This is a genomic window from Bradyrhizobium sp. CIAT3101 (genome assembly GCF_029714945.1).
Classification (GTDB): Bacteria; Pseudomonadota; Alphaproteobacteria; order Rhizobiales; family Xanthobacteraceae; genus Bradyrhizobium.
Genome location: NZ_CP121634.1, coordinates 4,294,454 through 4,320,236, shown reverse-complemented (window position 1 = coordinate 4,320,236; position 25,783 = coordinate 4,294,454). Strand labels below are relative to the sequence as shown.

General features: G+C 65.1%; 21 protein-coding genes. 2 read left to right on the top strand and 19 right to left on the bottom strand.

From position 1 onward, the window contains the following. Positions 1-13 precede the first annotated feature (13 nt). Complete coding sequence (locus tag QA645_RS20335; RefSeq protein ID WP_254131800.1) at positions 14-565, bottom strand: TetR/AcrR family transcriptional regulator; 552 nt, start codon at positions 563-565, stop codon at positions 14-16. Between the two features lie 171 nt (positions 566-736). Here QA645_RS20335 and QA645_RS20330 point away from each other — a divergent pair, with 171 nt between their 5' ends. Then, positions 737-1,591, top strand: coding sequence for an oxidoreductase (locus QA645_RS20330; RefSeq protein WP_283052579.1), 855 nt, complete (start codon positions 737-739; stop codon positions 1,589-1,591). A gap of 61 nt (positions 1,592-1,652) precedes the next feature. Then, a complete protein-coding gene (locus QA645_RS20325; RefSeq protein ID WP_283053271.1) occupies positions 1,653-2,657 on the top strand; it encodes an NADP-dependent oxidoreductase in 1,005 nt (334 codons plus the stop codon). Positions 2,658-2,671: 14 nt separating this feature from the next. On the opposite strand, the gene lpxB is transcribed toward QA645_RS20325, so the two are convergent. The 18 genes from lpxB to dnaE form a co-directional block, all read right to left on the bottom strand. Beyond that, the gene (gene lpxB, locus QA645_RS20320) at positions 2,672-3,862 is read right to left on the bottom strand and encodes a lipid-A-disaccharide synthase (protein WP_283052577.1); all 1,191 of its coding nucleotides are present in this window, start codon (positions 3,860-3,862) and stop codon (positions 2,672-2,674) included. Then, positions 3,859-4,716: a UDP-2,3-diacylglucosamine diphosphatase LpxI gene (gene lpxI, locus QA645_RS20315; RefSeq protein WP_283052575.1), complete on the bottom strand. Its 858-nt coding sequence runs from the start codon at positions 4,714-4,716 to the stop codon at positions 3,859-3,861. Before lpxI ends, lpxB begins: the two co-directional genes overlap by 4 nt. Positions 4,717-4,735: 19 nt before the next feature. After that, positions 4,736-5,527: an acyl-ACP--UDP-N-acetylglucosamine O-acyltransferase gene (lpxA, locus tag QA645_RS20310; RefSeq protein WP_254193942.1), complete on the bottom strand. Its 792-nt coding sequence runs from the start codon at positions 5,525-5,527 to the stop codon at positions 4,736-4,738. Positions 5,528-5,714: 187 nt separating this feature from the next. Beyond that, positions 5,715-6,176, bottom strand: a complete 462-nt coding sequence (gene fabZ, locus QA645_RS20305; RefSeq protein WP_018320213.1) for a 3-hydroxyacyl-ACP dehydratase FabZ — start codon at positions 6,174-6,176, stop codon at positions 5,715-5,717. Further along, positions 6,173-7,240: a UDP-3-O-(3-hydroxymyristoyl)glucosamine N-acyltransferase gene (lpxD, locus tag QA645_RS20300; RefSeq protein WP_254131805.1), complete on the bottom strand. Its 1,068-nt coding sequence runs from the start codon at positions 7,238-7,240 to the stop codon at positions 6,173-6,175. The genes fabZ and lpxD overlap by 4 nt, the downstream gene beginning before the upstream one ends. A gap of 151 nt (positions 7,241-7,391) precedes the next feature. Further along, the gene (gene bamA, locus QA645_RS20295; RefSeq protein ID WP_283052570.1) at positions 7,392-9,950 is read right to left on the bottom strand and encodes an outer membrane protein assembly factor BamA; all 2,559 of its coding nucleotides are present in this window, start codon (positions 9,948-9,950) and stop codon (positions 7,392-7,394) included. Between the two features lie 174 nt (positions 9,951-10,124). Next, positions 10,125-11,276: an RIP metalloprotease RseP gene (rseP, locus tag QA645_RS20290; RefSeq protein ID WP_283052568.1), complete on the bottom strand. Its 1,152-nt coding sequence runs from the start codon at positions 11,274-11,276 to the stop codon at positions 10,125-10,127. A 44-nt stretch (positions 11,277-11,320) separates the two neighbouring features. After that, the gene (gene dxr / locus QA645_RS20285; RefSeq protein ID WP_254193944.1) at positions 11,321-12,544 is read right to left on the bottom strand and encodes a 1-deoxy-D-xylulose-5-phosphate reductoisomerase; all 1,224 of its coding nucleotides are present in this window, start codon (positions 12,542-12,544) and stop codon (positions 11,321-11,323) included. A gap of 4 nt (positions 12,545-12,548) precedes the next feature. After that, positions 12,549-13,334: a phosphatidate cytidylyltransferase gene (locus tag QA645_RS20280; RefSeq protein ID WP_283053269.1), complete on the bottom strand. Its 786-nt coding sequence runs from the start codon at positions 13,332-13,334 to the stop codon at positions 12,549-12,551. A 53-nt stretch (positions 13,335-13,387) separates the two neighbouring features. Continuing rightward, positions 13,388-14,146, bottom strand: coding sequence for an isoprenyl transferase (locus QA645_RS20275; RefSeq protein ID WP_254131809.1), 759 nt, complete (start codon positions 14,144-14,146; stop codon positions 13,388-13,390). A gap of 12 nt (positions 14,147-14,158) precedes the next feature. Beyond that, on the bottom strand, positions 14,159-14,722 hold the full coding sequence (gene frr, locus QA645_RS20270; RefSeq protein WP_092229539.1) for a ribosome recycling factor: 564 nt from the start codon (positions 14,720-14,722) through the stop codon (positions 14,159-14,161). A 68-nt stretch (positions 14,723-14,790) separates the two neighbouring features. After that, positions 14,791-15,507 carry a UMP kinase gene (gene pyrH / locus QA645_RS20265; protein WP_283052566.1) on the bottom strand — a complete coding sequence of 239 codons (717 nt, stop codon included), beginning with the start codon at positions 15,505-15,507 and terminating at the stop codon, positions 14,791-14,793. A gap of 60 nt (positions 15,508-15,567) precedes the next feature. Beyond that, positions 15,568-16,491 (bottom strand): translation elongation factor Ts, encoded by a 924-nt coding sequence (tsf, locus tag QA645_RS20260; RefSeq protein ID WP_254131811.1) that lies wholly within the window; start codon positions 16,489-16,491, stop codon positions 15,568-15,570. A gap of 137 nt (positions 16,492-16,628) precedes the next feature. Further along, positions 16,629-17,618 carry a 30S ribosomal protein S2 gene (locus QA645_RS20255; protein WP_254131812.1) on the bottom strand — a complete coding sequence of 330 codons (990 nt, stop codon included), beginning with the start codon at positions 17,616-17,618 and terminating at the stop codon, positions 16,629-16,631. A gap of 209 nt (positions 17,619-17,827) precedes the next feature. Further along, positions 17,828-20,236 carry a caspase domain-containing protein gene (locus QA645_RS20250; protein ID WP_283052564.1) on the bottom strand — a complete coding sequence of 803 codons (2,409 nt, stop codon included), beginning with the start codon at positions 20,234-20,236 and terminating at the stop codon, positions 17,828-17,830. A gap of 195 nt (positions 20,237-20,431) precedes the next feature. Further along, entirely contained in the window at positions 20,432-21,202 is a 771-nt protein-coding gene (locus QA645_RS20245) for a carbonic anhydrase (protein ID WP_283052563.1), read from the bottom strand. Between the two features lie 99 nt (positions 21,203-21,301). Next, positions 21,302-21,835 (bottom strand): hypothetical protein, encoded by a 534-nt coding sequence (locus QA645_RS20240; protein ID WP_283052562.1) that lies wholly within the window; start codon positions 21,833-21,835, stop codon positions 21,302-21,304. A gap of 108 nt (positions 21,836-21,943) precedes the next feature. Next, on the bottom strand, positions 21,944-25,447 hold the full coding sequence (gene dnaE / locus QA645_RS20235; RefSeq protein ID WP_254193948.1) for a DNA polymerase III subunit alpha: 3,504 nt from the start codon (positions 25,445-25,447) through the stop codon (positions 21,944-21,946). Positions 25,448-25,783 lie beyond the last annotated feature (336 nt).

Below are 25,783 nucleotides of genomic sequence, written 5' to 3'. Positions count from 1 at the left end.
GCCACGCACGAGATCAGCTCTCAAGCCTTTTTCTGGTCGAGCGAAGGATATCGTCGGATAGCTTGGGATCGCTCACGGCGCGAGCAAGCACGAGCGCCCCGACCAGCGAAGCAAGAGTGGCAAGCGCCTCCTCGTCGCGCTGGCGTCGCTTGATGCCGCCACCCAGCCGCTCGCCGAGCCAACCGGCCATTCCCCTCACTCCAGCAGTGAAACGCTCTCGCGCCCCGTGGCCTTGGCGCGGCATCTCGCAGCACAGAGCCGCAAACGGACATCCGGTCCCGGGCTCGTCGCGATGCGTGGCCGACAGATATTCAGAACCGTAGTCGCCAAGACTCCACTCCTCGCGCAGCTCCATGCCCTTGGTGACAATCGCATCGGCGACCGCTTCCTCGACAAGCCGCTCCTTGGAGCCGAACTGGCTGTAGAGGCTGCCGTGGGTCATCCCGGCCGCTTCAGCCAGCGCATCAACGCCGACACCGGATATGCCGCGCTCGCGCATAAGGCGCGACGCCGCCTTGAGAATTCGGTCGCGGTTTTCAGCCGCCTTCTCCTTGGAAACTCGCATGCGTCAGATCCTGAACCAGAGTGATCTTGACAAATATAATTACGATCGTCATCTTATTAAATGATTACGACCGTAATCAAAAAAATCATCCGACCGGATCCGCGTGGCCGAAGCCCTCGCCCGCGGCGGATTTGATCGCGCAACCCCGTCCGGGGCCGCCAGGAGAAGCAGATGGCTCAGTTTAGAGGGAAGATTGCTCTGGTGACCGGCGCCTCGTCGGGCATCGGCGAAGCCACCGCGGAGCGGCTCGCGAAGGCCGGCTACAAGGTCTACGGCACCAGCAGACGGGGAGCCCAGACAGGCCAGCGATCGTTCGAGATGCTGCCCCTCGATGTGACCAGCGATGAATCAGTGGAGGCTGCCGTAAGCGAAGTGGTGCGGCGCGATGGCCGCATCGATGTGCTCGTGAACAATGCCGGCTTCGGCGTCGCCCCCGCCGGCGCCGAAGAGAGCTCGATCGATCAGGCGCGGTCGATCTTCGAAACCAACTTTTTCGGGCTGGTCCGGATGACGCGCGCTGTCGTGCCGCACATGCGACGCCAGGGCAGCGGTCGCATCATCAACGTCGGATCTGTCCTCGGCTTCCTGCCGATGCCTTACGGCGCGCTCTATGCCGCGACCAAGCACGCGGTGGAGGGATATTCGGAATCGCTGGACCACGAGCTACGCACCCGGGGCATCCGGGTCTCGGTCATCGAGCCCGCGTACACGAAGACGCCATTCGACACGAACTTCATGGAGCCGGATGCCAAGCTCGATGAGTACCGCGAAGCTCGTGCGGGCGTGAACAGGAGGGTGAAGGAGGTGATGGCGACGGCTGAGCTTCCGGGCGTCGTGGCCGAAACCGTGCTCACGGCGGCCGACGCGGCAAACCCGAAGGTCCGCTACGCGGCCGGCAAGCTCGCCAAGCGGCTGCGCTTCCTTCGCAGATTTGCGCCTGCCGGCTTGGTAGATGCCGGGATTCGAAAGGACCTGGGGCTCGACGCCAGGCATGTCGTGGCCTCCCGCCCCGCGCGAGCTTTCTGACGGGATGAACGAGCCACCGCCCCATACAGCCGCTCCCACAAAATCTTCGAAACAGCATCACATGAAAGCACTTGTCTTAAAGCGCTACGGCAAACCCGACCAAGTCACCTTCGCTGACATTCCCCGGCCACAGCCTGGACCGGACGAGCTTCTCGTTCAGGTCCACGCGGCCGGCTTGAATCCTGTCGACAACATGATTGCGAAAGGACTGTTCAAGCCCGTCCTCCCGCTTCAGCTACCAGCCACGATGGGCAGCGATCTGTCTGGTGTCGTGGTGGAAGTCGGAAGCCGCGTGACCCGCTTCAAGCCGGGCGATGCCGTGTTCGCCAGTATCTTCGACCGGAGCGGCACCGGCGCACTCGCCGAACTCGCGCGTGTGCCCGAAAGCGCCGCTGCGCCCAAACCGGCAAATCTGGACTTCGTGCAAGCGGCCTCGATCCCGATGGTCGGCCTGACATCGTGGCAGGCCCTCAAGGAGCGAGCACAACTCAAGCCCGGCCAGAAGGTGTTCATCCCGGCAGGCGCTGGCGGCATCGGCACGTTCGCAATCCAGCTCGCGAAATATTTCGGGGCAAAAGTCGGGACGACAACGAGCACCGGGAACATCGACCTCGTGCGGAGCCTCGGGGCCGACGAGGTGGTCGATTACAAGACGCATCAATTTGAGGACGTGCTCCGAAACTACGACGCCGTACTGGGCACCGTCAGGGGCGATGCGATCGAAAAATCGCTTCGGATATTGAAGGCCGGGAGCACCGTCGTCTCGCTGGTCGGACCGCCGGACGCCGCATTCGCGCGCGCCCGGGGCATGAACTTTCTCATGGTGCTGGTGTTCGGGCTTCTCAGTCGCAAGATCATTCGCCTCGCCAGCAGACGCGGCGTCGCCTATTCGTTCCTGTTCGTGCGTCCGGACGGCAGCCGGCTCGCGGAGATTGGCGGGCTTCTCGAAGCGGAAAGCATCCGGCCGGTGATCGACAAGGTTTTTCCGTTCGAACAGGCGAAGGACGCGCTTTCATACCTCGGCCAGGGACGAGCGAAGGGAAAGGTCGTCGTCCAGATGAGATAGTGGCGTCGGCGACTCTATCCCTGGCTCGCCTGCCGCCCCTTCCGCATCGTCGCGAGCACGATGTCGGCGGCGAGTACGCTCGGTGATTTATTGCCGGTCGACATGATGGTGTCGAGCTGCGCAAATGCCTCGACCTGTTGCTTGCGCATCGGTGTCCCCGCCAGCACCTCGGACAATGCGGCTGCGAGCTTCTCCGGCGTACAGTCTTCCTGCAAAAATTCGGGGATCACGTCCTTGCCGATCACGAGATTGGCGAGGATCACCGAAGAGACCTGGATCGCGCGACGCAGGATGAAGGCCTCCATCGCGCCGACGCGATAGGCCGTCACCATCGGAATGCCCGACAGCGCGAGCTCCAGCGTCACCGTGCCGGATTTCGCCAGCGCCGCGCGCGCGATCCGGAATGCAGCGCGCCTCTCGGCTTCGCCGACGACGATCTGCGGCTTGACCGGCCAGGTCGCCACGCCCGCGCGGACCGTGGCTTCGAGATGCGGCATCGTCGGCAGCATCAATTCGAACGCGCGGCCCTCGGCCTGCAATCGCCCGAGCGCGGCGCCGAACAGGCCGAGATGATGCCGGATCTCGCTGCGGCGGCTGCCCGGCAGCACCAGCAACACCGGCGGCTCGCCGGCGCGTCGCTTTTGCTCGTCGGGGTTCGGACGCAGCGACGGCAATTGCTCGATCAGGGGATGGCCGACATAGCTGCAGGGCGGCCCTTTCAGCTTGCGGTACTCCTCCGGCTCGAACGGCAGTAAACCCAGCACGTGATCGACATAGCCGAGCATCGCGCGCGCACGGCCCGGCCGCCAGGCCCAGACCGAGGGCGAGACGTAGTCGATCACGGGGATCGCCGGATTCTTCGCACGCACGCGGCGCGCAACGCGATGGGTGAAATCGGGACTGTCGATGATGACCAGCGCGTCGGGCGCGGACTCGGTCACGGCATCCGCGGTCTCGCGGATCAGTCGCAGGATCTTCGGCAGTTGCTGCATCACCGCGGCAAAGCCGACGATCGACAGCTCCTCGATGGGAAAGAGCGTCTCGAGCCCCTCGCGCGCCATGGTGCGGCCGCCGACGCCCTCGAACTGCACGCCGTCGCCGAGGCGCTGGCGCAGCACCTTCATCAGCGCCGAGCCGAGCCGGTCGCCGGATTCCTCCGTCGCGATCAGGAAGATCTTCCGTTTGGGATTGCGGGTTTGCATCACGCGGGCAGACCGACGACGAAGAGATATTTGGCGTCGGCGAGCCCGATCATCGCCTGCGGCTCGGCGGCGATGGTGTTGCCGGCGATGACGGCGACACCGGCAAGGCCGGCCTTGGCGACGCCCTCGATCGTGCGCGCGCCGATCGTCGGCAGGTCGAAGCGAAGATCCTGGCCGCTCTTCGGCGCCTTCACCAGCACGCCACGCCCCGTGGCGGCACGGATACGGCCCTCCTCACGCAGCCGCGCCACACGCGCCAGCAGCGCATCAGTGCCCTCGATGTCCTCGACAGCCACCACATGGCCGTCGATCACCACGGCGGCCTGCCCGATGTCGAACGGACCGAGCGCGGTAAGCACCGCGCGTCCGCGTTCGATGTCGCCCTTGGCATTGTCGGCCGGCCAGGCGCGCGTGATGCAGCCCTCGGGCATCAGCAGGTCGGGCGCGACGTCCTTGATGCCGACCATGCGAAAGCCGCCTTGCTCGAGAATGCGCCCGACACTGGACAGCAGATGATCGTCGCCGCCGCGGAAGGCGCGGATGACGTTGCCGAGCAGCCGCAACGTCGTGAAGTCGAACCGGATCTCCGTGAGCGACGGCCGCACCAGGGTGCCGATGAAGATCAGGTCGCGGCAGCCTTCTTCGCGGAACAGCCGCATGGCGCGGCCGAGCTGACCGACCGAGATCCAGCGATGGCGGAATTTCTCCGCCTGGACCGGATCGCAGGCGCCTCGCAACGGAAACAGCACCGGCGTAATGCCGCGCGCCGCGAGCGACTCGGCAACCGCGAACGGCATCGCGCCACCGCCAGCGACGACACCGACCGGTGATAAAATCCCTGGAGCCGCCGATGTCATGTCCGCGGCCATCCCGGCGTCACTTCTCGATGGTGGGAAGACAGAGCGGACGCTTGCCCTTGCCGATGAAGCCGAGGATTTCGGCGATCGCCGGATCTTCGCTCTCGAGGGACCGCACCGCCTCCAGCCGCTCGGCGAATGTGCCGGAGCCATGGAAGAGTTTCTGGTAGAATGCACGCACGGTTGCGAGGCGCTGCCGGGTGAACTTGCGCCGCTTCATGCCGATGAGGTTGAGGCTCTCCAGCACCGCATATTGGCCGTTGGCGAGCCCGTACGGGATGATGTCGTCGCGCACGCCCGAGAGGCCGCCGACCATCACATAGGAGCCGATGCGCGTGAACTGGTGCACCGCGGACAGCCCGCCGATATAGACGGCATCGCCGATCTCGCAATGGCCACCGAGCGTCGCCGAGGTCGCGAAGATCGCGTTGTTGCCGACCATGCAGTCGTGGCCGACATGGCTGTTGTTCATGAAGTAGCCGTCGTTGCCGACGCGCGTCTTGCCGCCGCCCTTGACGGTGCCGACGTTCATGGTCGCGCCTTCGCGGATGGTGCAGCCGGAACCGATGTCGAGCGTGGTCGGCTCGCCCTTGTAGCTGAGATCCTGGGGCGCGCCGCCGAGCACCGCGAACGGCGAGATCACGCAATTGTCCCCGACCGAGGTATGGCCGATGACGGTGACCTGTCCGAGCAGCTTGCAATTGGCCCCGATCCGGGCGTTGCGACCAATGATGCAAAAGGGCCCGATCTCGGTGCCCTCGCCGATCACGGCGCCGTCTTCCACCCGTGCGGTGGGGTCGATCTTACTCATCAAGCGATCTTACTAATCAAGAAGGTCTGACTATGTGTTGAACTTGCTCGGCTTTCCGGTGGTTAGCGCGACTGCGCCCGATCTGTCCAGTGACGTATGATCTCGGCGTGTTTCAGAGAGCGGCTGAAGAAGCCACGCCACTGCATCAACGACCTCATCCAACACTTGAACGGGCGGCGCGCCCCAATCAGTCGGTCAACATGGCGCCGACATCGGCTTCGGCGACGACTTGGCCATTGACCTTGGCATCGCCGTGAAACCACCACATCGCCTTGCGGCGGCCAACCGAGCGCATGTGATACTCGATGGTGTCGCCGGGCAGCACGGGCTTGCGGAATTTGCACTTGTCGATGGTGAGGAAATACACCGCGCGCGGCTTCTCGGTGCCCTCGACCGACTTGATGCCGATCACGCCGGCCGTCTGCGCCATCGCCTCGATCATCATCACGCCCGGATAGACCGGACGTTCGGGGAAATGGCCCTGGAAGGCCGGCTCGTTGAAGGTGACGTTCTTGATGCCGATGCCGCTGTAATCGGCGCGGATGTTGATCACCCGGTCGATCAGGAGCATCGGAAAGCGGTGCGGCAGCGTCTGGAGGATCGCATTGATATCCACCAGCTCGAATTTCACAGGTGATTCCGCCGTCATTCCCGTCCCTCGTCCTTCGGATCGGCCTTGCTGTCGCGTACCAGGCGCTCCACCGCGATAATTTCCTTGAACCATTGTTTGGTCGGCTTGGCAAAAAATCCGCCCCAGCGACCATTCGGCGGGATGTCGTCCTTGACCCCGCTCATCGCGGTGACCTGGGCCCCATCACCGATCTTGAGGTGATTGTTGATGCCAACCTTTGCTCCCAGCGCCACGTTGTCGCCGATCGTCAGGCTGCCCGCGAGCCCGATCTGGGCCGCCAGCAGGCAGTTCCGGCCGATCGTCACATTGTGGCCGATCTGGACCTGATTGTCGATTTTAGTGCCCTCCCCGATCATGGTGTCCCGCAGGGAGCCGCGATCGATGGTGGTGCCGGCGCCGACTTCCACATTGTTCTGGATCAGCACGCGGCCGGTCTGGGGCACCTTCAGATGCCCTTCGGGGCCGAAGAAGATGAAGCCGTAGCCGTCCTGGCCGATCGAGCAGCCGGGGTGGATCAGCACGTTGTTGCCGATCAATGCGCACTGGATCGCCGTGCGGGCGCCGACATTGCAGTCCCGCCCGATCTTGACGCCCGGACCAAGAACCACACCGGCGCCGATCACGGTGCCGCTGCCGATCTCGACATCCGGACCGATGACGGTCAGCGGCTCGACGATGACATCGTCCTCCAGCCGCGCCGACGGGTCGATGATGGCCGATGGCGCAATGCCGTCATTGCCGAACCAGGACTGTGGGCGCAGCGCATCGCCATGCCATTCCCGGGCGATCCCGACAAAGGCACGGAACGGCTGCGCCACCCGCAGCACGGCCACGTGCGCGGGCACCTGGGCCTCGAAGCGCGGGCTCACCAGACAGGCGCCAGCCTTGGTCGCCTTGAGCTCATCGGCGTATTTGAGGTTGTCGAAGAACGCCAGATGCATCGGGCCGGCTTCGTCCAGCGAAGCAAGTCCGGTGATGACATGACCGCCCCTGGCAGGGTCGACCAGTTGCGCCTTGGTCAGCGCGGCGATGTCGGCCAGCGTCGAGGCCGGCGGCTTTTTGAAGAAGGTCGGCTGCGCCATTCCACCCCGTCGCGGTCCGGCTTCGGCATGAAGCGATCAGGCCGCATCATGCCTTATCTCATGGATTGAGCGTGATCTTTTTGGCGATCAACCCCCAGGGAATTCCCGGAAAGGAACTCCCAAGGGGCCGGATCATGCCCTGTTGATCGGATTAGAACGAGGTGCCGCCGCCGAACCGGAATTCCTGCGTACGGTCATTCTTGCCCTTGGTGAGCGGCACTGCGTAGTCGAAGCGCAGCGGACCGAACGGCGAGGCCCAGATCAGACCGACACCGACCGACGACCGGACCACATTGCCATTGTCATACACCAGGCCGGTACAAGTTCCAGCCACTGCCGGGGTGATGCTCGATGGCGTGCAGCTCGAGTTCTTGGTCGTGGTCATTTCGTTGGTCACCGACCACGTCGTCGGGCCCTGATAGTCGAAGAGACCGCCGGCGTCGGCGTAGACAGCGCCCTTCAGACCCACTTCCTTCGGAAGGAACCAGAACGGCATCTGCAATTCCAGCGAAGCGCCCCAATACTTGGTGCCGCCAATCGCGTCCTGCGTACCGAAGGGATTCAAATCGCGCGGACCGATGCCGTTCGGCGCAAAGCCGCGGACGAGGTTCGGGCCCATCTGGAAATGATCCAGCATGCGCAGATCGCTGCTGCCGACCTTGTTCAGGATACCGCCCTGGAGATGGACGACACCGACGAGGTCCGAAACCAGCGATTGGTAGTATTTCGCATCGGCCACGGTCTTCAGGTAGGAGACGTCGCCGCCGACGCCGGCGAAGTCCTGCCTGAAGTCGACGAGCAGGCCGTCGGTCGGGTTCTTGTTGTTGTCGAGCGTGTTGTAGGTCAGCGTGTAGCCAAGCGCCGAGGTCAGCGTCTTGCCGCCCGCAAGCTCCTTGCGCACCGGCAGCGAGGCTTCGCCGTCGGCGTAGCAGCCGAGGCCGTTGGTGGACGCAGCCAGCGGGACACCGGTTGCATTGGAGAAGGCCGGGCTCGGGTTGAATAATGGATTCGGCGTCACGCCATCCGCCAGGAACTGGTTGTTGTTACAGTTCGCCAAGTTGGACGGCAGCGTGATTTCCTGCCGGTAGATCGAGTAGCGCAGCTGGAGCGAAAGATCCTCGCGCAGCTGGAAGCCCAGGCGCGGGCTGAAGCCCAGCGTCTTGGTGCCGTAGGAGATGTAGCTGTTGGACAGCTGGGTGCGCTGATAGAGGTCGAGGCCCAGCGCGACCCGGTAGTCGAGCAGGTACGGCTCGACGAACGACAGCGAATAACCGCGGGCGTACTGGCCGTAGGTGACCGAAGCCTTGGCGAACAGACCGCGGCCCAGCAGGTTGCGCTCGGAGACCGAGACTTCGGCCAGCGCACCGTCGGTCGTGGAGTAACCGCCGGAGACCGAGAAGTCGCCGGTCGACTTCTCCTCGAGATCGACGATCAGGACCACGCGATCGCTGGACGAGCCCGGCTCCGTCGTGATCTTCACGGTCTTGAAGTAGTCGAGGTTCTTCAGGCGGCGCTCGGCGCGATCGACCAGCGCACGGTTGTAGGCATCGCCCTCGGACAGGTCGAACTCGCGACGGATCACGTAGTCACGGGTACGGGTATTTCCGCGGATGTTGATGCGCTCGATATAGGTGCGCGGGCCTTCGTCGACGTTGAACACGACGGCGACGGTGTGCGCATCGAAATTGCGATCGCCGCCCGGACGCACCACTGCGAAGGCATAGCCGCGGCGCGACGCCTCGATCTGCATGTCCTCGACCGATTTCTCGACCGATTCGACGTTATAGAGCGAGCCGACATTGACGCGCGAGAAGCTGCGCAGCGTGCTCGGGTCGAAGTTCGGGATGCTGGTGCGGAAATCGACGGAGCCAACGCGGTACTGCTGGCCTTCCTCGATCTTGAAGGTGACGTTGAAGCCCTTCTTCTCCGGATCGTATTCGGTGAGCGCGGCCACGACCTGAACGTCGGCGAAGCCGTTCTTCAGGTAGAAGCGGCGAATCAGGTCACGATCGGCCTCGACGCGGTCCGGATCGTAGATGTCACCGCTTGAGAGGAAGCTCAGCAGGTTCGATTCGTGGGTCTTGATGACGTCCCGGAGGCGGTAGGACGAGAACGCGTTGTTGCCGACGAACTCGATCGACTTGACGCCGGTCTTGGCACCTTCGTTGACCGTGAAGACGAGATCGACGCGGTTGTTCGGCTGCTCGATGATCTCCGGCGTGACGGTCACGTCATAACGGCCGGAGCGGCGATAGATTTCGGCGATTCGCAGCGTGTCCGACTGCACCATGGCGCGCGAGAACGTGCCGCGGGCCTTGGACTGGACTTCGGCGGTGAGCTGCTCGTCCTTGATCTTCTTGTTGCCTTCGAACGCGATGCGCCCGATCACCGGGTTTTCCACCACGGAGACGACGATCTGACCGCCTGCGCCGCGGTTGATCTTCACGTCCTGGAACAGGCCGGTTTCGATCAGCGCCTTGAGGCCGTCATCGATGGCGCCCTGATCGAGGCGACCACCGGGGCCAGGCTTGAAATAGGAGCGGATCGTCTCCACCTCGACACGGCGATTCCCCTCGACGGAGATCGACTGCACGGTCTGAGCGAGCGCAGACGAAGACACAAAACCAGCCCCAACCGGGGCAAACACCGGCGCGCCGAACAAGATCAGGGTTGCGAGCAAGCCCCCCCGGAGTCGCAGTCCAAACTTCATGCGCAACGCGCCCTTATCAACGTACCAGACCCAACCCCAAAGCCGGTCTGGGAGATTCCCCAAGTTCTAGCCGCTTGTAGCCAATTTCACCGACGCCGCAAACGGCCGAGCGCGCCGCAATTTCAATTTCATTCCAAGACGTTGCTCAACAGCAACGCCACAAAAAAGCCCCTATCAGGAAGCCGCCATCCGCAGGATGTCGTTATAGGTCGCAAACACCATCAGCATCAGCACCAGGCCCAGTCCGATTCGGAAGCCCATCTCCTGGGTCCGCTCGGACAGCGGACGGCCGCGGACGACTTCGGCTGCGTAGAACATAAGGTGGCCGCCATCGAGCAGCGGGATCGGAAACAGGTTCAGAAGCCCGATCGAGACCGACAGCACGGCGCACAGATTGATCACAAACTGGAACCCGGCGCTCGCCGCCTGCCCCGACATCTTGGCGATGCCGAGAACGCCACTGACCTCGTTCGGATTGCCTTGGCCGACGAACAAGGAGCCCAGGAACTTGAAGGTGCTGGTGATGATGAACCAGACCTGCTCCACCCCGATCTTGAGCGCCTCGCCGACACCGACCGGCGCGGTCGAGGCCTCACCGGCCTGGGACTTGTGCTCGACGCCGAGCACGCCGACCTTGTGGCTGTTGCCGAACGGATCCTTGCGCTCGAGCAGCGCCGGCGTCGCGGTCAGCGACACGATCGCGCCATCCCGCTTCACCTGGAAGGCCAGCGCCGAACCGGCGTTCGTCGCGACAATCCGCTGCATGTCGGCGAAGCTCTCGATCGGCTTGCCGTCGATCTGCACGACGACGTCGCCGATCTTGAAGCCCGCAGTGGCCGCAGCACCGTCGGCGACGACGCCGTCGACGCGCGCGATCGTGCTCGGCTTGCCGTAATACAGGGCCATCCCCGCGAAAATCAGTGCGCCGAGGATGAAATTGGCAATCGGACCGGCCGCGACGATGGCGGCGCGCGAGCCGACCTTCTTGTGATGGAAGCTGCCGGCGCGCTCCTCGGCCGTCATGGCCGCGAGCGTCTCGGCCGACGGGGTCGAAGCCTCGCTCTCGTCGCCGAAGAACTTGACGTAGCCGCCGAGCGGGATCGCCGAGATCTTCCAGCGCGTGCCGTGGCGGTCGTTGAAACCAACCAGCTCAGGTCCGAAACCGAGCGAAAAGGTTAACACCCGAACGCCGGCCCAGCGCGCGACCAGGAAATGGCCGAGCTCGTGGAAGAACACGACGATGGTCAGGACAAACAGGAAGGGAACGACGTAGCCGAGGAGCCCATGGCTCAACGTATTGAAACTATGGGTAAAAAAGTCGATCATCGAATTCCCTCACCCAGCGCCGCTAGGCCCTGGCCCCGAACTACCTAGGATGCCTTTAAGGCAATTTGAGGCAATAGGGCGGCAGCTTTATTTCGAGAAACATGGTCAATGGATATTGCGTCGTCCGCCGAGGTCATGGGGCCCTGGTTCCCGCCCCGGATCCAGTCCTCCAGCGTCGCCTCGACCAGCCGGGCAATGGCGCCGAACCGGATCTTGCCGGCGATGAAGGCCGCGACCGCGACCTCGTTGGCGGCGTTGTAGACCGTGGTCGCGCCCTTCCCGTGCCGGAGCGAATCGAACGCCAGGCGAAGCCCGGGGAACCGCTCGAAATCCGGTGCCTCGAAGGTCAGCTGGCCGATCTTGGCCAGATCGAGCCTGGCCGCCGGTCCCTTGATGCGGTCGGGCCAGCCGAGGCAATGGGCAATCGGCGTGCGCATGTCCGGCGAGCCGAGCTGCGCCATCACCGAGCGGTCGGAGAATTCGACCATGCCGTGAATGATCGACTGCGGATGCACCAGCACGTCGATCTCGTCGGGCGCCAGCGCGAACAGATAGGACGCCTCGATCACCTCGAGCCCCTTGTTCATCATCGAGGCGGAATCGATCGTGATCTTCTGGCCCATGCTCCAGTTCGGATGCTTTAGGGCCTGTTCGAGCGTCGCCTGCTCGATGTCGGCCGGCTTCCAGGTGCGGAACGGACCGCCGGAGGCGGTGATGATGACGCGAACCAGCTCGTCGCGATTGCCCGATGCCAGCGCCTGGAACAGCGCGTTGTGCTCGGAATCGGCCGGCAAGATACAGGCGCCCGCTTTCGCCGCGCGCTGCATGAAGAAATCGCCGGCGCAAACCAGGCATTCCTTGTTGGCGAGCGCGACATGCGCGCCGCGATCGACCGCAGCCAAGGCCGGCTTTAGTCCCGCCGCGCCGCTCACCGCCGCCATCACCCAATCGGCCGGACGCGCGCCCGCCTCGATCACCGCGCTTTCGCCGGCGCCGCATTCGGTGCTCGTGCCGGCGAGTGCGGACTTGAGCTCGGCAAGCTTGGAGGCATCGGCGATCGCGACGAAGCGCGCGGAAAATTCCTTCGCAAGCTTCGCCAGCGCCTCGACATTGCTGTTCGCGGTCAGGGCCTCGACGCGATAGCGCTCGGGCGAGGCGCGCAGCAGATCCATCGTGCTGTCGCCGATCGAGCCGGTGGCACCGAGCACCGTGACGCTGCGGATGTCGGCCGCAGCCGGCTTGTTGTTACGCAAAGGGACTGCGCTCATATCCTCACCAAACCATAAGACCGCTTCCGGCGCTATGCACACCATGGCGGAGAAAGCCGATAATCCATGCCACCAGGATGGCGGCGACAAAGCCGTCCAGGCGGTCCAGAAGTCCGCCATGACCGGGAATTAAGTGACTGGAATCCTTGACGCCAAAGCGCCTTTTCACCGCGGATTCGAACAGATCGCCCGCTTGCGAGACCACCGACAGGATGCCGCTGACGCACAGCAGTGGAACCGCTTTTCCGAGGCCGAATGCGGCAAAACCGGCCGCAACCGCAAGGCTCGCGGCAAAACCGCCGAACGCGCCGGCCCAGGTCTTCTTCGGGCTGACGCGCGGCCACAGCTTCGGTCCGCCGATGCCGCGGCCGACGAAATAACCGCCGATATCGGTCGCCCACACCACGAGCAGCACGAACATCAGCGCGGAAAAGCCGTTGGCGAGATCCTTCCGCACCAGGATCGAGGCGAGCAGCGCCGCCGCCGCATAGGCAAAGCCGGTCGCGGCCCAGACGAACTTGCCCCGGGCGATCAGCGTCACGATCGCACCGCCGACACAGCCGGTGACGACGGCGGTTTTCAGTCCACCGAAGGCAACGCTGGCTCCCATCATGGCGATGACGATCGTCCCTGCCCCGGTCAGCGCGGCAGAGCCCGCGCCCACCACCATCAGCCACTCCGCGAACAGTCCGATCGACACCAGGGTGACGAGCAGCGCCCACAGCCAGCCGCCGGCGTAAGCGACCGCAATGGTCAGCGGCGCCAGGACCAGCGCTGCGAGGACTCGCATCACGAAATTGCTCGGGGCAGGCTTCGCGCCCGCGGCTTCGGCGCCGGGTTCGCTCACGAGACGGTTTTCGCGACCAGGCCGCCGAAACGGCGCTCACGCCTGGCGAATTCGGCGATCGCGCCTTCGAGCGCCGCCTTGTCGAAATCGGGCCAGTGGACCGGCACGAACACGAGCTCGCTATAGGCGGCCTGCCACATCAGGAAGTTGGACAGGCGCTGCTCGCCGCTGGTGCGGATGATGAGGTCGGGATCGGGAATGTCGGGCGCGTCGAGATGAGCGCCGAGCGCATCGGCATCGATCGAGGCAGGATCGCGGCTGCCGTCTGCGACTTCGCGCGCGAGCTTCTGCGCCGCCTTCGCGATCTCCTGCCGCGAGCCGTAGTTGAAGGCGACGACGAGCGTGAGGCGCGTGTTGTCGCGCGTCAATTCCTCGGCCTCGTTGAGCAGCGAGCAGATGTCGCCCTCGAGCCCGTCGCGCTCGCCGATGATGCGAACCTTGACGCCGTCGCGATGCAGGCTCGCGAGATCGTTGCGGATGAAACGCCGGAGCAGACCGAAGAGATCGCCGATCTCGCTCGCCGGGCGGGACCAGTTCTCCGAGGAGAACGAGAAGATGGTGAGATAGCGGATGCCGAGCTCGTGCGAGGCACGCACCACGCGGCGCAGCGCCTCGACACCGCGGCGATGTCCCTCCGCACGCGGCAGGCCGCGCGCAGCCGCCCAGCGCCCGTTGCCATCCATGATGATGGCGACATGCGCAGGCGCCTCGGACCGGTCTGGTCCTTCCGTTGCGGGCGCGGCGGCGTTAGACATGGAAAAGAAGCCTTAAACGGTGAGGATTTCTTTTTCCTTGGCGGCCAGCAGCTGGTCGATCTCGGTGATGGTGCCGTCGGTCGCTTTCTGCACCTCGTCGGCGTGACGCTTCTGATCGTCCTCCGACATCTCGTGATTCTTCTCGAGCTTCTTCAGGACATCGAGACCGTCGCGACGGACGTGTCGCGCAGCCACCTTGGCGGCTTCGGCGTATTTGTGCGCGACCTTGACCAGTTCCTTGCGGCGCTCCTCGTTCAGCTCGGGAATGCGCAGGCGCAGCACCTGGCCTTCGGTCGCGGGCGACAGGCCGAGATTTGAATCGACGATCGCCTTCTCGACCGGCTTCACCATCGTCTTGTCCCAGACCTGCACCGAGATCAGGCGCGGCTCGGGAACGCTGACGGTGGCGAGCTGATTGAGTGGCATGTGACTGCCATAGGCCTCGACCTGCACCGGATCGAGCATCGAGGCCGACGCGCGGCCCGTACGCAGGCCGCCAAGCTCGTGCTTGAGCGACGCCACCGCGCCCTGCATGCGGCGCTTCACTTCGTTGAGATCGAAATTACCCGTGGCCATCACGTTTCTCCTTCAATATCCCGGCGACCTCACCTCGCCGCCCTTCCCTCGGGCGCGCAGATGAGCCGTCAGCCGGCGACGATCGTCCCGTGGCCGGCGCCGCGTAGAATCGCGCCGATCGAACCGGGCTCCGCGATCGAAAATACGATGATAGGCAGCGACGTCTCGCGGGCAAGTGCGAAGGCGGTCGCATCCATCACCTTGTAGCCGCCCTCGATGGCCTGCGAATGCGTCAGCCGGTCGAATCGCGTGGCGGACGGGTCCTTCTTCGGATCGGCCGAGTACACGCCGTCGACATTGGTCGCCTTCAGCACCGCCTCGGCACCGATCTCGGCGGCGCGCAGCACCGCCGTCGTGTCCGTGGTGAAGAACGGATTGCCGGTTCCACCGCCAAGCAGCAGGATCCTGCCTTCGGCCAGGTATTTGTGCGCCGCCGCGCGGGTGAACAGCTCGGACACCTCGGGCATGACGAACGCCGAGAGAGCCCTCGCCGGCGTACCCTTGCGCTCGATCGTCGCTTCGAGCGCGAGGCAGTTCATCATGGTCGCAAGCATGCCCATGGTGTCGCCGGTCGGGCGCGACACGCCGCGGGAGGACACCTCGACGCCGCGAAAGATGTTGCCGCCGCCGATCACGACCGCAACCTCGGTGCCGAGCTGACGAGCGGCGATCAGATCGTCCGCAACCCGGTCCATTGTCGGCTGATCGATGCCAAAGCCTTGCTGTCCCGCGAGGTATTCGCCGGACAGCTTGATCACGACGCGACGATAGACCGGATCAGTCATGAGCACTTTCCTCGTCCGGGCGCCGCTTCCGGCGGCACGCCGGAAGGAACGTTCCGGCGCTTACTTCTTGCCGCTGGCCGCCGCGACCTCAGCCGCGAAGTCCGATTCCTGCTTCTCGATTCCCTCACCGAGAGCATAGCGCACAAAGCCCGCGATTTTCACGGCGCCGCCGACCTTGCCTTCGGCTTCCTTCACCGCCTGCGCCACCGACTTGCCGGTGTCGTGGATGAAGGCCTGCTCGAGCAGGCAGACTTCCTTGTAGTAGGTCTTCAGACCGGACTCGACGATCTTCTCGATCACGTTCTCCGGCTTGCCCTGCTGGCGATATTTGTCGGCGAGCACGTCCTTTTCGCGCTTGACGACGGCCGGATCGAGACCGGACGGCTCGAGCGCGAGCGGGTTGGCGGCAGCGACATGCATCGCGATCTGGCGACCGAGCGCTGCGAGCTCGTCGGCCTTGCCGGGCGATTCCAGCGCCACGATCACGCCCATCTTGCCGGCACCGTCGACGACCGCACCGTGGACGTAGCTCGACACCACGCCCTGGCTCACTTCGAGCGCAGCGGCGCGACGCAGCGTCATATTCTCGCCGATGGTGGCGATCGCGTCGTTGATCGCGGCTTCCACCGTGACGTCACCGACCTTGGCGGCCTTGATCTTCTCGACGTCGGCGCCGGCGTCGAAAGCGACCTGGGCGACCATCTTGACCAGGCCCTGGAACTGGCCGTTACGCGCGACGAAGTCGGTCTCGGAGTTGACCTCGACCACGACGCCCTTGGTGCCCTTGGTGAGCGCGCCGATGAGACCCTCGGCCGCGACGCGGCCCGACTTCTTGGCGGCCTTCGACAGGCCCTTCTTGCGCAGCCAATCCTGCGCCGCTTCCATGTTGCCGTCGTTCTCGGTCAGCGCGGCCTTGCAGTCCATCATGCCTGCGCCGGTGGACTCGCGCAGATCCTTGACCATCGCAGCAGTGATCGTTGCCATCGTTGAAAATCCTTCTTGCCTGCCGGTTCGCCGCGGCGCGGCTCCAATTGCCCCGCCGCGGTCCATCTCAGGAATTCGCGTCAACTGAATGAAAATGGTGGCCGGATCCTATCCGGCCAACCCATCGCTCTTTTTGACTATTCCGCTTCCGCGGTCAGCGCCTTGGCCTTGGCGACCCAAGCGTCCGCGCGGCTCGGCAGACCGACTTCTTCGCCGATCTTGTGCGCGGTGTCGTGATCGAGCTCGGCGAGCTGCCAGTAGTGGAAGATGCCGAGGTCGTTGAACTTCTTCTCGATCGCGCCCGACACGCCCGGGAGCTTCTTGAGGTCGTCGGCGGTGCCGCGCGGGCCGGCGAGGCCCTGGAAGCCGCCAGCAGCCGGCAGCTCTTCGGCGACCGGACGGGCCGAGGCACCGATGTCGATGCCGGAATCGCCCTGGGCGCGCGAGATGCCGTCGATAGCGGCGCGCGCGATCAGGTCGCAATACAGCGAGATCGCGCGACCGGCGTCGTCATTGCCCGGCACCACGTAGGTGATGCCCTTCGGGTCGGAGTTGGTGTCGACGATCGCAGCGACCGGAATGTTGAGCCGCTGGGCTTCCTGGATCGCGATGTCTTCCTTGTTGGTGTCGATCACGAAGATCAGGTCGGGCAGACCGCCCATGTCCTTGATGCCGCCGAGCGAGCGGTCGAGTTTGTCGCGCTCGCGCTGAAGCGTCAGGCGCTCCTTCTTGGTGTAGGAATTGGCTTCGCCGCCGGCGAGAACCTCATCGAGGTGACGCAGGCGCTTGATCGAGGCCGAGATCGTCTTCCAGTTGGTCAGCGTGCCGCCGAGCCAGCGCGAATTGACGAAATACTGCGCGCAGCGCTTGGCCGCGTCCGCGACGCCGTCCTGCGCCTGGCGCTTGGTGCCGACGAACAGGATGCGGCCGCCCTTGGCAACCGTGTCGCTGACGGCCTGGAGGGCCGTGTGCAGCATCGGCACGGTCTGGGCGAGGTCGACGATGTGGATGTTGTTGCGGGCGCCGAAAATGAACGGAGCCATCTTCGGATTCCAGCGGTGAGACTGGTGACCAAAGTGCACGCCAGCTTCGAGCAGCTGACGCATAGTGAAATCGGGTAGTGCCATCGTTCTAATTCTCCGGTTGGTTCCTCCGGAAGCGTGTGAGCAAGACGGAGCGTTGTCGCCCCGGCTGCCACCGGACGGCCTTGTGAGCCATGCTTCCGTGTGAGATGCGGCGCTATATAGCGCCATTTCGGCCAGAAGCAAGGAAATAAGGGCCTTTCGGGGCTTCTACCGCCCGCGAAAGGCCCATTCCGGGATTTCCGCCCTGTCCGCTAGCACTTTGGCTGGTTCGGCGGGCATTTTTTCGGGGCCGGGGCCGCTGGCCGCGGCGGCGGTGCCGGCGGCCGCGGCGGGGCCGCAGCCACCCGGGGCGGCGGTGGCGGCGGCGCCGGACGGGCAACAGGCGGCGGCGCCGGCCGCGCAGCGGCAACGGGCGGCCGCGGCGGTGGTGGCGGCGCGGCAACCCTCGGCGGAGGCGCGGCCACCCGCGGCGGCGGAGACGTTGCCGGTCTTGCGACCGCCTGCGGATGCGGTGGTGGCGGCGGTGGCTGCCTTGTGACCTGCGCGGGCGTTGGCGTTATTGGCCGCTGCCCCTGGGGCTTGAGCGTCTCCCGCACACCGACCGGCGGCGACGGCTGCGTCGGATTGCCATTGGTCACGTTGGTGGTCACCGTTGGCTTGCCCGCAGGGCTCGTGGTTGGCGAGGTCACCGCCGGCTCATGCGCCAGCGATTTTGCATGCGGATCCGTCACGCCGGTCACGGGCGTCTGTGTCACGGGTGGCTTGGCCGCGGCGTTGGCCGGAGCGGTCGTGTTGGTCGGCGCCGTTGCCGTATTGGGATGCATTTGCGGAGTGCCGCCGACCGGCGTCGTCGTGGTCGGAGCGCCCCCAACTTTCGGCGTTTGGACTCCCGGCTGCGCTCCGGTCCCGGACGATACGGGTGCCGTCTTCGTGTCGGGAAGCGGCAGCGCATGGCCCTGGAGCGGCGTTGACGTCGCCGCATTGTTCGGCGCGAGATTGGCCTTTGTCGGAACGATCGTTCCCGGCTTGGCCGTCGGGTTTTGGACGAAGGCCTGCTGGCTCGCGTTGAGCGGCTGGGTCGGGTTCTTCTGAAACGACAGTGCCTTGTCCTGAACGATCCTGGGGACATGGGTGACGGCGCCCGCGCTGGTCGTGCCCGCGGCAACGGATACGGCGGCCGTGACGTTACCGGCCGGCGGCGGCGGCACGGGCCGGTTGATCACGGTGTTGATGACCGTGGTGTTGTGGATGTTGTTGAAGATGATGTTGTTCGGCGGCGGCGCGACATAGACCGGCGGGCTGTAGAACGCCGGGATCGGCACGAACACCGGCTGCGGCAGCACGAACAGCCCGACGACGGCAAGCGGCGGTGCCAACACCACGAAATCCGGCGGCGGCGGCGGACAGAAATAGACCGGCGGCGGCGGCGGCGGCGCGAAGCCGAAATCGGGGTCGCTGAAATACAGCACCGGACGGTCGACATAGACCACCTCCGCCGGCGGCGGTGGCGGCACGTCATAGTCCATCATCGCAAAGGTCGGCGGCGGCTCGAGCGGCGCGGTCAGGATCGCCAGGCGCCGACGCGCATCACCCGCATGCGGCCCGCTCGGATAGCGGCGCAGATACGACCAATAGGCGTCCGGCGTGTCGGCGCGATAGGACCGCCGCCAGGTGATCGCCTCGCGGCGTGCCGCCACGATCGCCATCACGCGCTTGGCCATGGGATCACCGGGATAAGCGGCGAGAAATTCCTCATAAGCCGGCAGCGTGTCGCGCTCGAGTGCCGCCGCATAGGCGTCCTGCACGCCGAGATCGCGGATCGGCTTGTTGCGGATGGCGGCGACCTGGTCGGGCGCGGCCTGCGGCGGCGGCGCGTCCGGGGCGCGCTCGAAGAAGGCGAACTGCGCGGTGATCTTCTGGTCGTCCCACGGAACTTGCGCGCCCTTGGAGGTCTCGTTGACGCGCAGGCGAACGCGGTCGAACACTTCCGGCAACGACAGCCCGCCGGTGCGGATCATCTCGGCGAGCGATTGCGCATAGATGCCGTATGGCCCCGGCTCTTCCGGCGCCACCGTGCCGGGCGCGGCGTTGAAGGCGATCAGCATGTTCGGATCGGGCTCGACCAGCGCCAGGCCGCTCGCGATCGGCTGCTGGCCGCCCTCGATGAAGGGCTGCGCGCGCGCCGCGTCGAGCACGACGATGTTGGCCTTGAGCGGGATCGCGGCGAGCTGGCGGGCGTAGTCGCTGATGCGCAGTGCCTCGGTCGGAATGTCGGTGTCGCGCGCGATGTTGGAATCGACCGGGATGAAATAGTTCTCACCGGCGAGCTGCACGCCATAGCCGGACAGATAGATCATCGCGACGGTGCCGGGGCCCGAGGCCTGCGCCTTCTGGATGAAATCGCGCAAGCTCTTGCGCAGCGTGTCGCCGTCGAGGTCACGCGCGCCGACCACGTCGAAGCCTGCCGCCTGCAGCGTCTGCGCGATCAGGCCGGCATCGTTCGCGGTGGTTGCCAGCGGCGACTTCGAATAGGCGCCGTTGCCGACCACGAGCGCGATGCGCTTTTCCTGCTGCTGTGCAAATGCTGGCCGCGGCGCGCCCGCGGCAATGGCCACGATCGGAAGGAGAAGGCAGATAAAGATTCTGAGCGTCCCACGCATGGCTTGCCTGCCGTTTTTGTTGTTGAGGTGCCAACCCGTATGAAACGCGCTGCCAGCTGAATGGTACTTGAACGAAACACTTTGTCACGAAAGGCTCGGATTGAGGCGGCGGCATGACGCCCGCCGATCCCGGCTTGTTGCGTCAGCTCCGCGTAAGCCTTGCGGCCAAAACCGAGCGAGGGCCGGTCTATTCGTTCAGCCCTGCGCGATGAGATCGACCGTTCCCGTCGTCAGCCGGTAGATTCCACCGACGACCTTGAGCTTGCCCTGTTCCACCGCCGCATTGAGGATCGGCGCGGCCGACTTCAGCTTGCCGACATTGTCGATCACGTTCTGCCGGATCGCCTTGTCGAGCACGTCTCCACCCTGCTGCATCGCAGCTTTCGCCGCCGGCGCGATCGCATCGACCAGCGAAGGAATGTGTCCCGGCGGCGATGTGTTGTCCTTGAGTGCCTTCAGCGTCGCATCGACCGCGCCGCAGGCATCATGGCCGAGCACGAGGATCAGCGGCGTGTTGAGCACGGCGACCGCGTATTCCAGGCTGGCGATGGTTTCGGTGCCGGCAAAATTGCCGGCGACGCGGCAGACGAAGAGATCGCCGCGGCCGGTGTCGAAGGCATATTCCGGCGCGATGCGCGAGTCCGCGCAGCTCAGCACCGCCGCGAACGGATTCTGCCCGCCGGCCAGCGCCTCGCGCTCATGCTTGAAATCGTGGCGCCGCGCCACGCCCTCGACGTAGCGCGCATTGCCCTCCGTCAGCCGCTTCAGTGCCGCATCCGGCGACAGCACGTTCTGCGGTTTGGGCGGGGCCTTGTGCTCCTTGGCGAAGGCTTGGCTGACGAAGGCTTGGCTGGTGAAGGCTTGGTCGGCGACGGCGGTGCCCAGCGCAGCGACAGCGAGCTGCATCGCGGATCGGCGCGACGGCCCCGTGTGACTCAAGCGATCTTCGGAGCATTTCTCGCACATCGTTCGCTTCCTCGGCTGTTCCAGCGGGATCCGTGCAGACGCAATACTCTACATTCCGGCTGCGACGGCGTCACGAACTCTGAAGGCCCTGCTCCGCGCCTACTGGGCGTCGGCCAGCTTCAGCTCGGCGATCGTGGTTCGCGCGGCGGTTTCGTCCAGCGCCAGGAAATCCACGGGACCCTGGTTCTTGTAGCCGGAGGTCATCGCGAGCGTCAGACCATAGCCCAACACCCCCGTACTCGCATTTGCGATCACGGCATTCTTGCGCTCGCTCACGCGGGCGACAAAAAACAAGGTCTCGCCTGGCCGCGCGGAAAACTCGACATGCGTGACGCCGGGAAAGCCCGGCTCCTCCGCCACGAACCAATGCGGCCCTGCCGCCGGACGATCCGCATAAACATAGGTCCCGGTCTTGAGCCCCGAGAGCGGCGTGCCATCGAGCTTGAATCCCCAGCCCGCATCGGCAAGACCGCCAAAGCCTTTTTCACGAAGCACCACGATGCGCGTCTGACCCGCCTTCGGTGGCCCGATCTTCCGCAGCGTTTCCGAATAATCCAGCCCGCTTCTCGCAGTCGTCTCACAGCCGCACAGCAATGCCGCGGCCACGAGCAGCACCAGCCCACGCAATAGCATCACGCCCCCGAACTTCATTCCCCGAAAGGCATGCTAGCCGGAAACATCGCTTGGTTGCAATGGCAGGATCGGATCCACCAGACCGATCATACGGTCGCAGCAGCAAGGCTAGATCTGCTGCACGTCCACCACGCCGGCCACCGCCTTGATGGCGCCCGCGATCTGCGGCGAGACCTTGAAGCGGCCGGGCAGCTTCATCTCGACCTCGGTCTCGAGGTCGAGCATCATCACCAGCGAAACTTCACCGTCGCCGTTACCGCGCGGTGCGATGCCGGGACTGCCGACCTTTGGCGCGGCGCCGTTCGCGCCCGCAGCCTCCGGTCCGGCCAGGCGCTTGGCGATCGAATCCAGCGGCTTGGTGTCGCGCACGAAGATGCGCAGGCCCTTCTGCGTCTTGGCCGCGGCGTCGTCCAGCGGCTCGGCATGCAACACGCGGGCGCGGACATCCTCGCCCTGCAATTCGGCGCCGAGCTGCAGCAGCACGGCAGCGCCCGGCTCCAGCACGTCGCGATATTGCGCGAGGCCCTCGGAGAACAGCACGGCTTCGAAATGACCCGTGGGATCGGACAATCCCATGATGCCCATCTTGTTGCCGGTCTTGGTGCGCCGCTCCATGCGCGACACCACGGTGGCCGCGACCTTGCCGGCGGTCGCACCTGTCTTCACGGCGCGCGAAAATTCCGCCCAGCTTTGCACCCGCAGCCGCTTCAGCACCATGGCGTAATCGTCGAGCGGATGGCCCGACAGGAAGAAGCCAACGGCGTCGTATTCGCGACGGAGCTTTTCGGCCGGCAGCCAGGGCTCGATCTGCGGCAGCATGATGGTCGGCGCGTCCGCCGACATGCCGAACATGTCGTTCTGGCCGATGGTCTCGGCCTGATGCGCGCGCTGGCACGCCGCCAGGATCGAATCCGCACCGGCGAAGACCCGCGCCCTATTCGGCTCCAGCGTGTCGAAGGCGCCGGCGGCGGCGAGACTTTCGATGATGCGCTTGTTGATCGCACGCGGATTGACCCGCGCGGCGAAGTCGGCGAGCGAGGTGAACAGACCGCGCTTGGTCCGCTCCTCGATGATCTGATCGATCGCCTGGATGCCGACACCCTTCAGCGCGGCGAGCGCGTAGTAGATGACCTTGTCGCCGACCTCGAAGGTCGCGCCGGAGCGGTTGATATTCGGCGGCTCGACCTTGATGCCGAGGCGTTGCGCCTCGGAGCGGAATTCGGAGAGCTTGTCCGTGTTGTTGAGATCGAGCGTCATCGACGCTGCGATGAACTCCACCGGATAATGCGCCTTCATGTAGGCGGTGTGGTAGGACACCAGCGCGTAGGCCGCCGCGTGGCTCTTGTTGAAGCCGTAGTCGGCGAATTTCGCCAGCAGCTCGAAGATGGTCTCGGCCTGCCCCTTCGGCACACCGTTCTTCACCGCGCCGGCGACGAAAATGTCGCGCTGCTTGTCCATCTCGGCGCGGATCTTCTTGCCCATGGCGCGGCGCAGCAGGTCGGCGTCACCGAGCGAATAGCCCGACATCACCTGCGCGATCTGCATCACCTGTTCCTGGTAGATGATGACGCCGAAGGTTTCTTTCAGGATCGGCTCGAGCACGGGATGGAGATATTCCGGCTCCTCGTCGCCGTGCTTGCGCGAGCAATAGGTCGGGATGTTCGCCATCGGGCCCGGGCGATACAGCGCGACCAGCGCGATGATGTCCTCGAAACGGTCAGGACGCATGTCGACCAGCGCGCGCCGCATGCCCTGGCTTTCAACCTGGAACACGCCGACCACCTCGCCGCGCGCCAGCATCTGATAGCTTTCGGCATCGTCGATCGGCAGCGTCGCGAGATCGACATGGATGTCGCGCGGCTTGAGCAGCTTGCACGCGACGTCCAGCACGGTCAGCGTCTTGAGGCCGAGGAAGTCGAACTTCACAAGGCCGGCCGGCTCGACCCATTTCATGTTGAACTGGGTCACCGGCATGTCCGACTTCGGATCGCGGTACATCGGCACGAGTTCGCTCAGGGGGCGATCGCCGATCACGATGCCGGCCGCGTGGGTCGAAGCGTGCCGCGTCAGGCCTTCGAGGCGTTGCGCGATGTCGAAGGCACGCGCCACCACCGGGTCTTCGTCGCGGAACGCCTGGAGTTTCGGCTCGCTCTCGATCGCAGCCGCCAGCGTCACCGGCGCGGCTGGATTCTGCGGCACGAGCTTCGTGAGCTTGTCGACCTGGCCGTACGGCATCTGCAGCACGCGACCGACGTCGCGCAGCACGCCGCGTGCCTGCAACGTACCGAAGGTGATGATCTGCGCGACCTGGTCGCGACCATAGCGCTCCTGGACGTACCTGATCACCTCGCCGCGGCGATCCTGGCAGAAGTCGATGTCGAAGTCCGGCATCGAGACGCGCTCGGGATTGAGGAAGCGCTCGAACAGCAGGCCGAACTTGATCGGGTCGAGGTCGGTGATGGTCAGCGCCCACGCGACCAGCGAGCCTGCGCCGGAGCCGCGGCCCGGTCCGACCGGGATGCCCTGGCTCTTTGCCCATTTGATGAAGTCGGACACGATCAGGAAGTAGCCGGCGTACTTCATGCGCATGATGACGTCGAGCTCGAACGCCAGACGCTTGTTGTAGTCCTCCTCCGTCATGCCCTGCGACAGGCCGTGCACGCGCAGGCGATTGGCGAGCCCCTCCTCCGCCTGTCGCTTCAGCTCGGCCGCTTCGACCGAAGCCGCATCGGAGCTGCCGGCGGCACCGACGGTAAAGAACGGCAGGATCGGCTTGCGCGTCATCGGGCGGAACGAGCAGCGCTCGGCGATCTCCACTGTGGACGCCAGCGCTTCCGGAATGTCGGCGAACAGCACCGCCATCTCGGCGCGGGTCTTGAAGCGGTGATCGGGCGTGAGCTGCTCGCGCTCGGTCTCGGCGATCAGCCGGCCGCCGGCGATGCAGAGCAGCGCGTCGTGCGCCTCGTAGTCGTCGGTCGACGCGAAATACGGCTCGTTGGTCGCGACCAGCGGCAGGCCCTTCGCGTAGGCGATGTCGATCAGCCCGCTCTCGATTCGCCGTTCCTTGTCGATGTTGTGGCGCTGCAATTCGACATAGAGGCGGTCGCCGAACAGGCCGGCGAGACGCTCACAGCGCGTGGCCGCGATCTCGGCCTGCCCCGCCGCCAGCGCGAGCGAGATCGGCCCGTCCGGGCCGCCGGTCAGCGCGATCAGGCCCTCGGTCTCGCCGTCGAACCAGTCGAACTTGATGAACGGTGCGTGGCTGTCGGGTGATTCGAGGAACGCGCGCGAATTCAGCCGCATCAGGCTGCGGTAGCCGCGCTCCTGGGCGGCCAGCAGCACCACGCGCGAAGGCGGCAGCGCGTTGCGCGCGTTGGGATCCTGGTCGCCGAAATCGATCGCGAGCTCCAGGCCGACGATCGGCTGGATGCCGGACCCCGCCAGCTTGTCGGAGAATTCGAGCGCCCCGAACAGATTGTCGGTGTCGGTCAGTGCCAGCGCCGGCTGATGATCCTTCTTCGCAAGCTCGGCGAGCTTGGCGATCTTGATCGAGCCCTTGAGCAGCGAATAGGCCGAGTGAACGTGAAGGTGGACAAATCCGGCGCTCGGCATGGTCGCGTAACGGCCTCTTGTGAGATGCGTTGGAGCGGTCGCCGGCAGTGGAGGCATCCCCTGCATCGCCCGGCCGACTCGCCTCACAATGGTGGGGGCTCGCCGCGCCAGAGTCCACGCCGCAGCCACCGATCGGCCGCCTCATCCCGCTTTTCCCCAAGCCCGGACCTCAGGTTCCCGACCATCGGTTTACAGAACCGTAGGCCTAGAGCTGCGGGATGACTTGGGCCCAGATCGCGATCATCCCGACGAACAGCGCGATCGACGTCAGTGCAGCGGCTTCTTCCACGAAAATCCTGAACATGGCTTGCTCCATCACCAGAACGTATGAAGAAC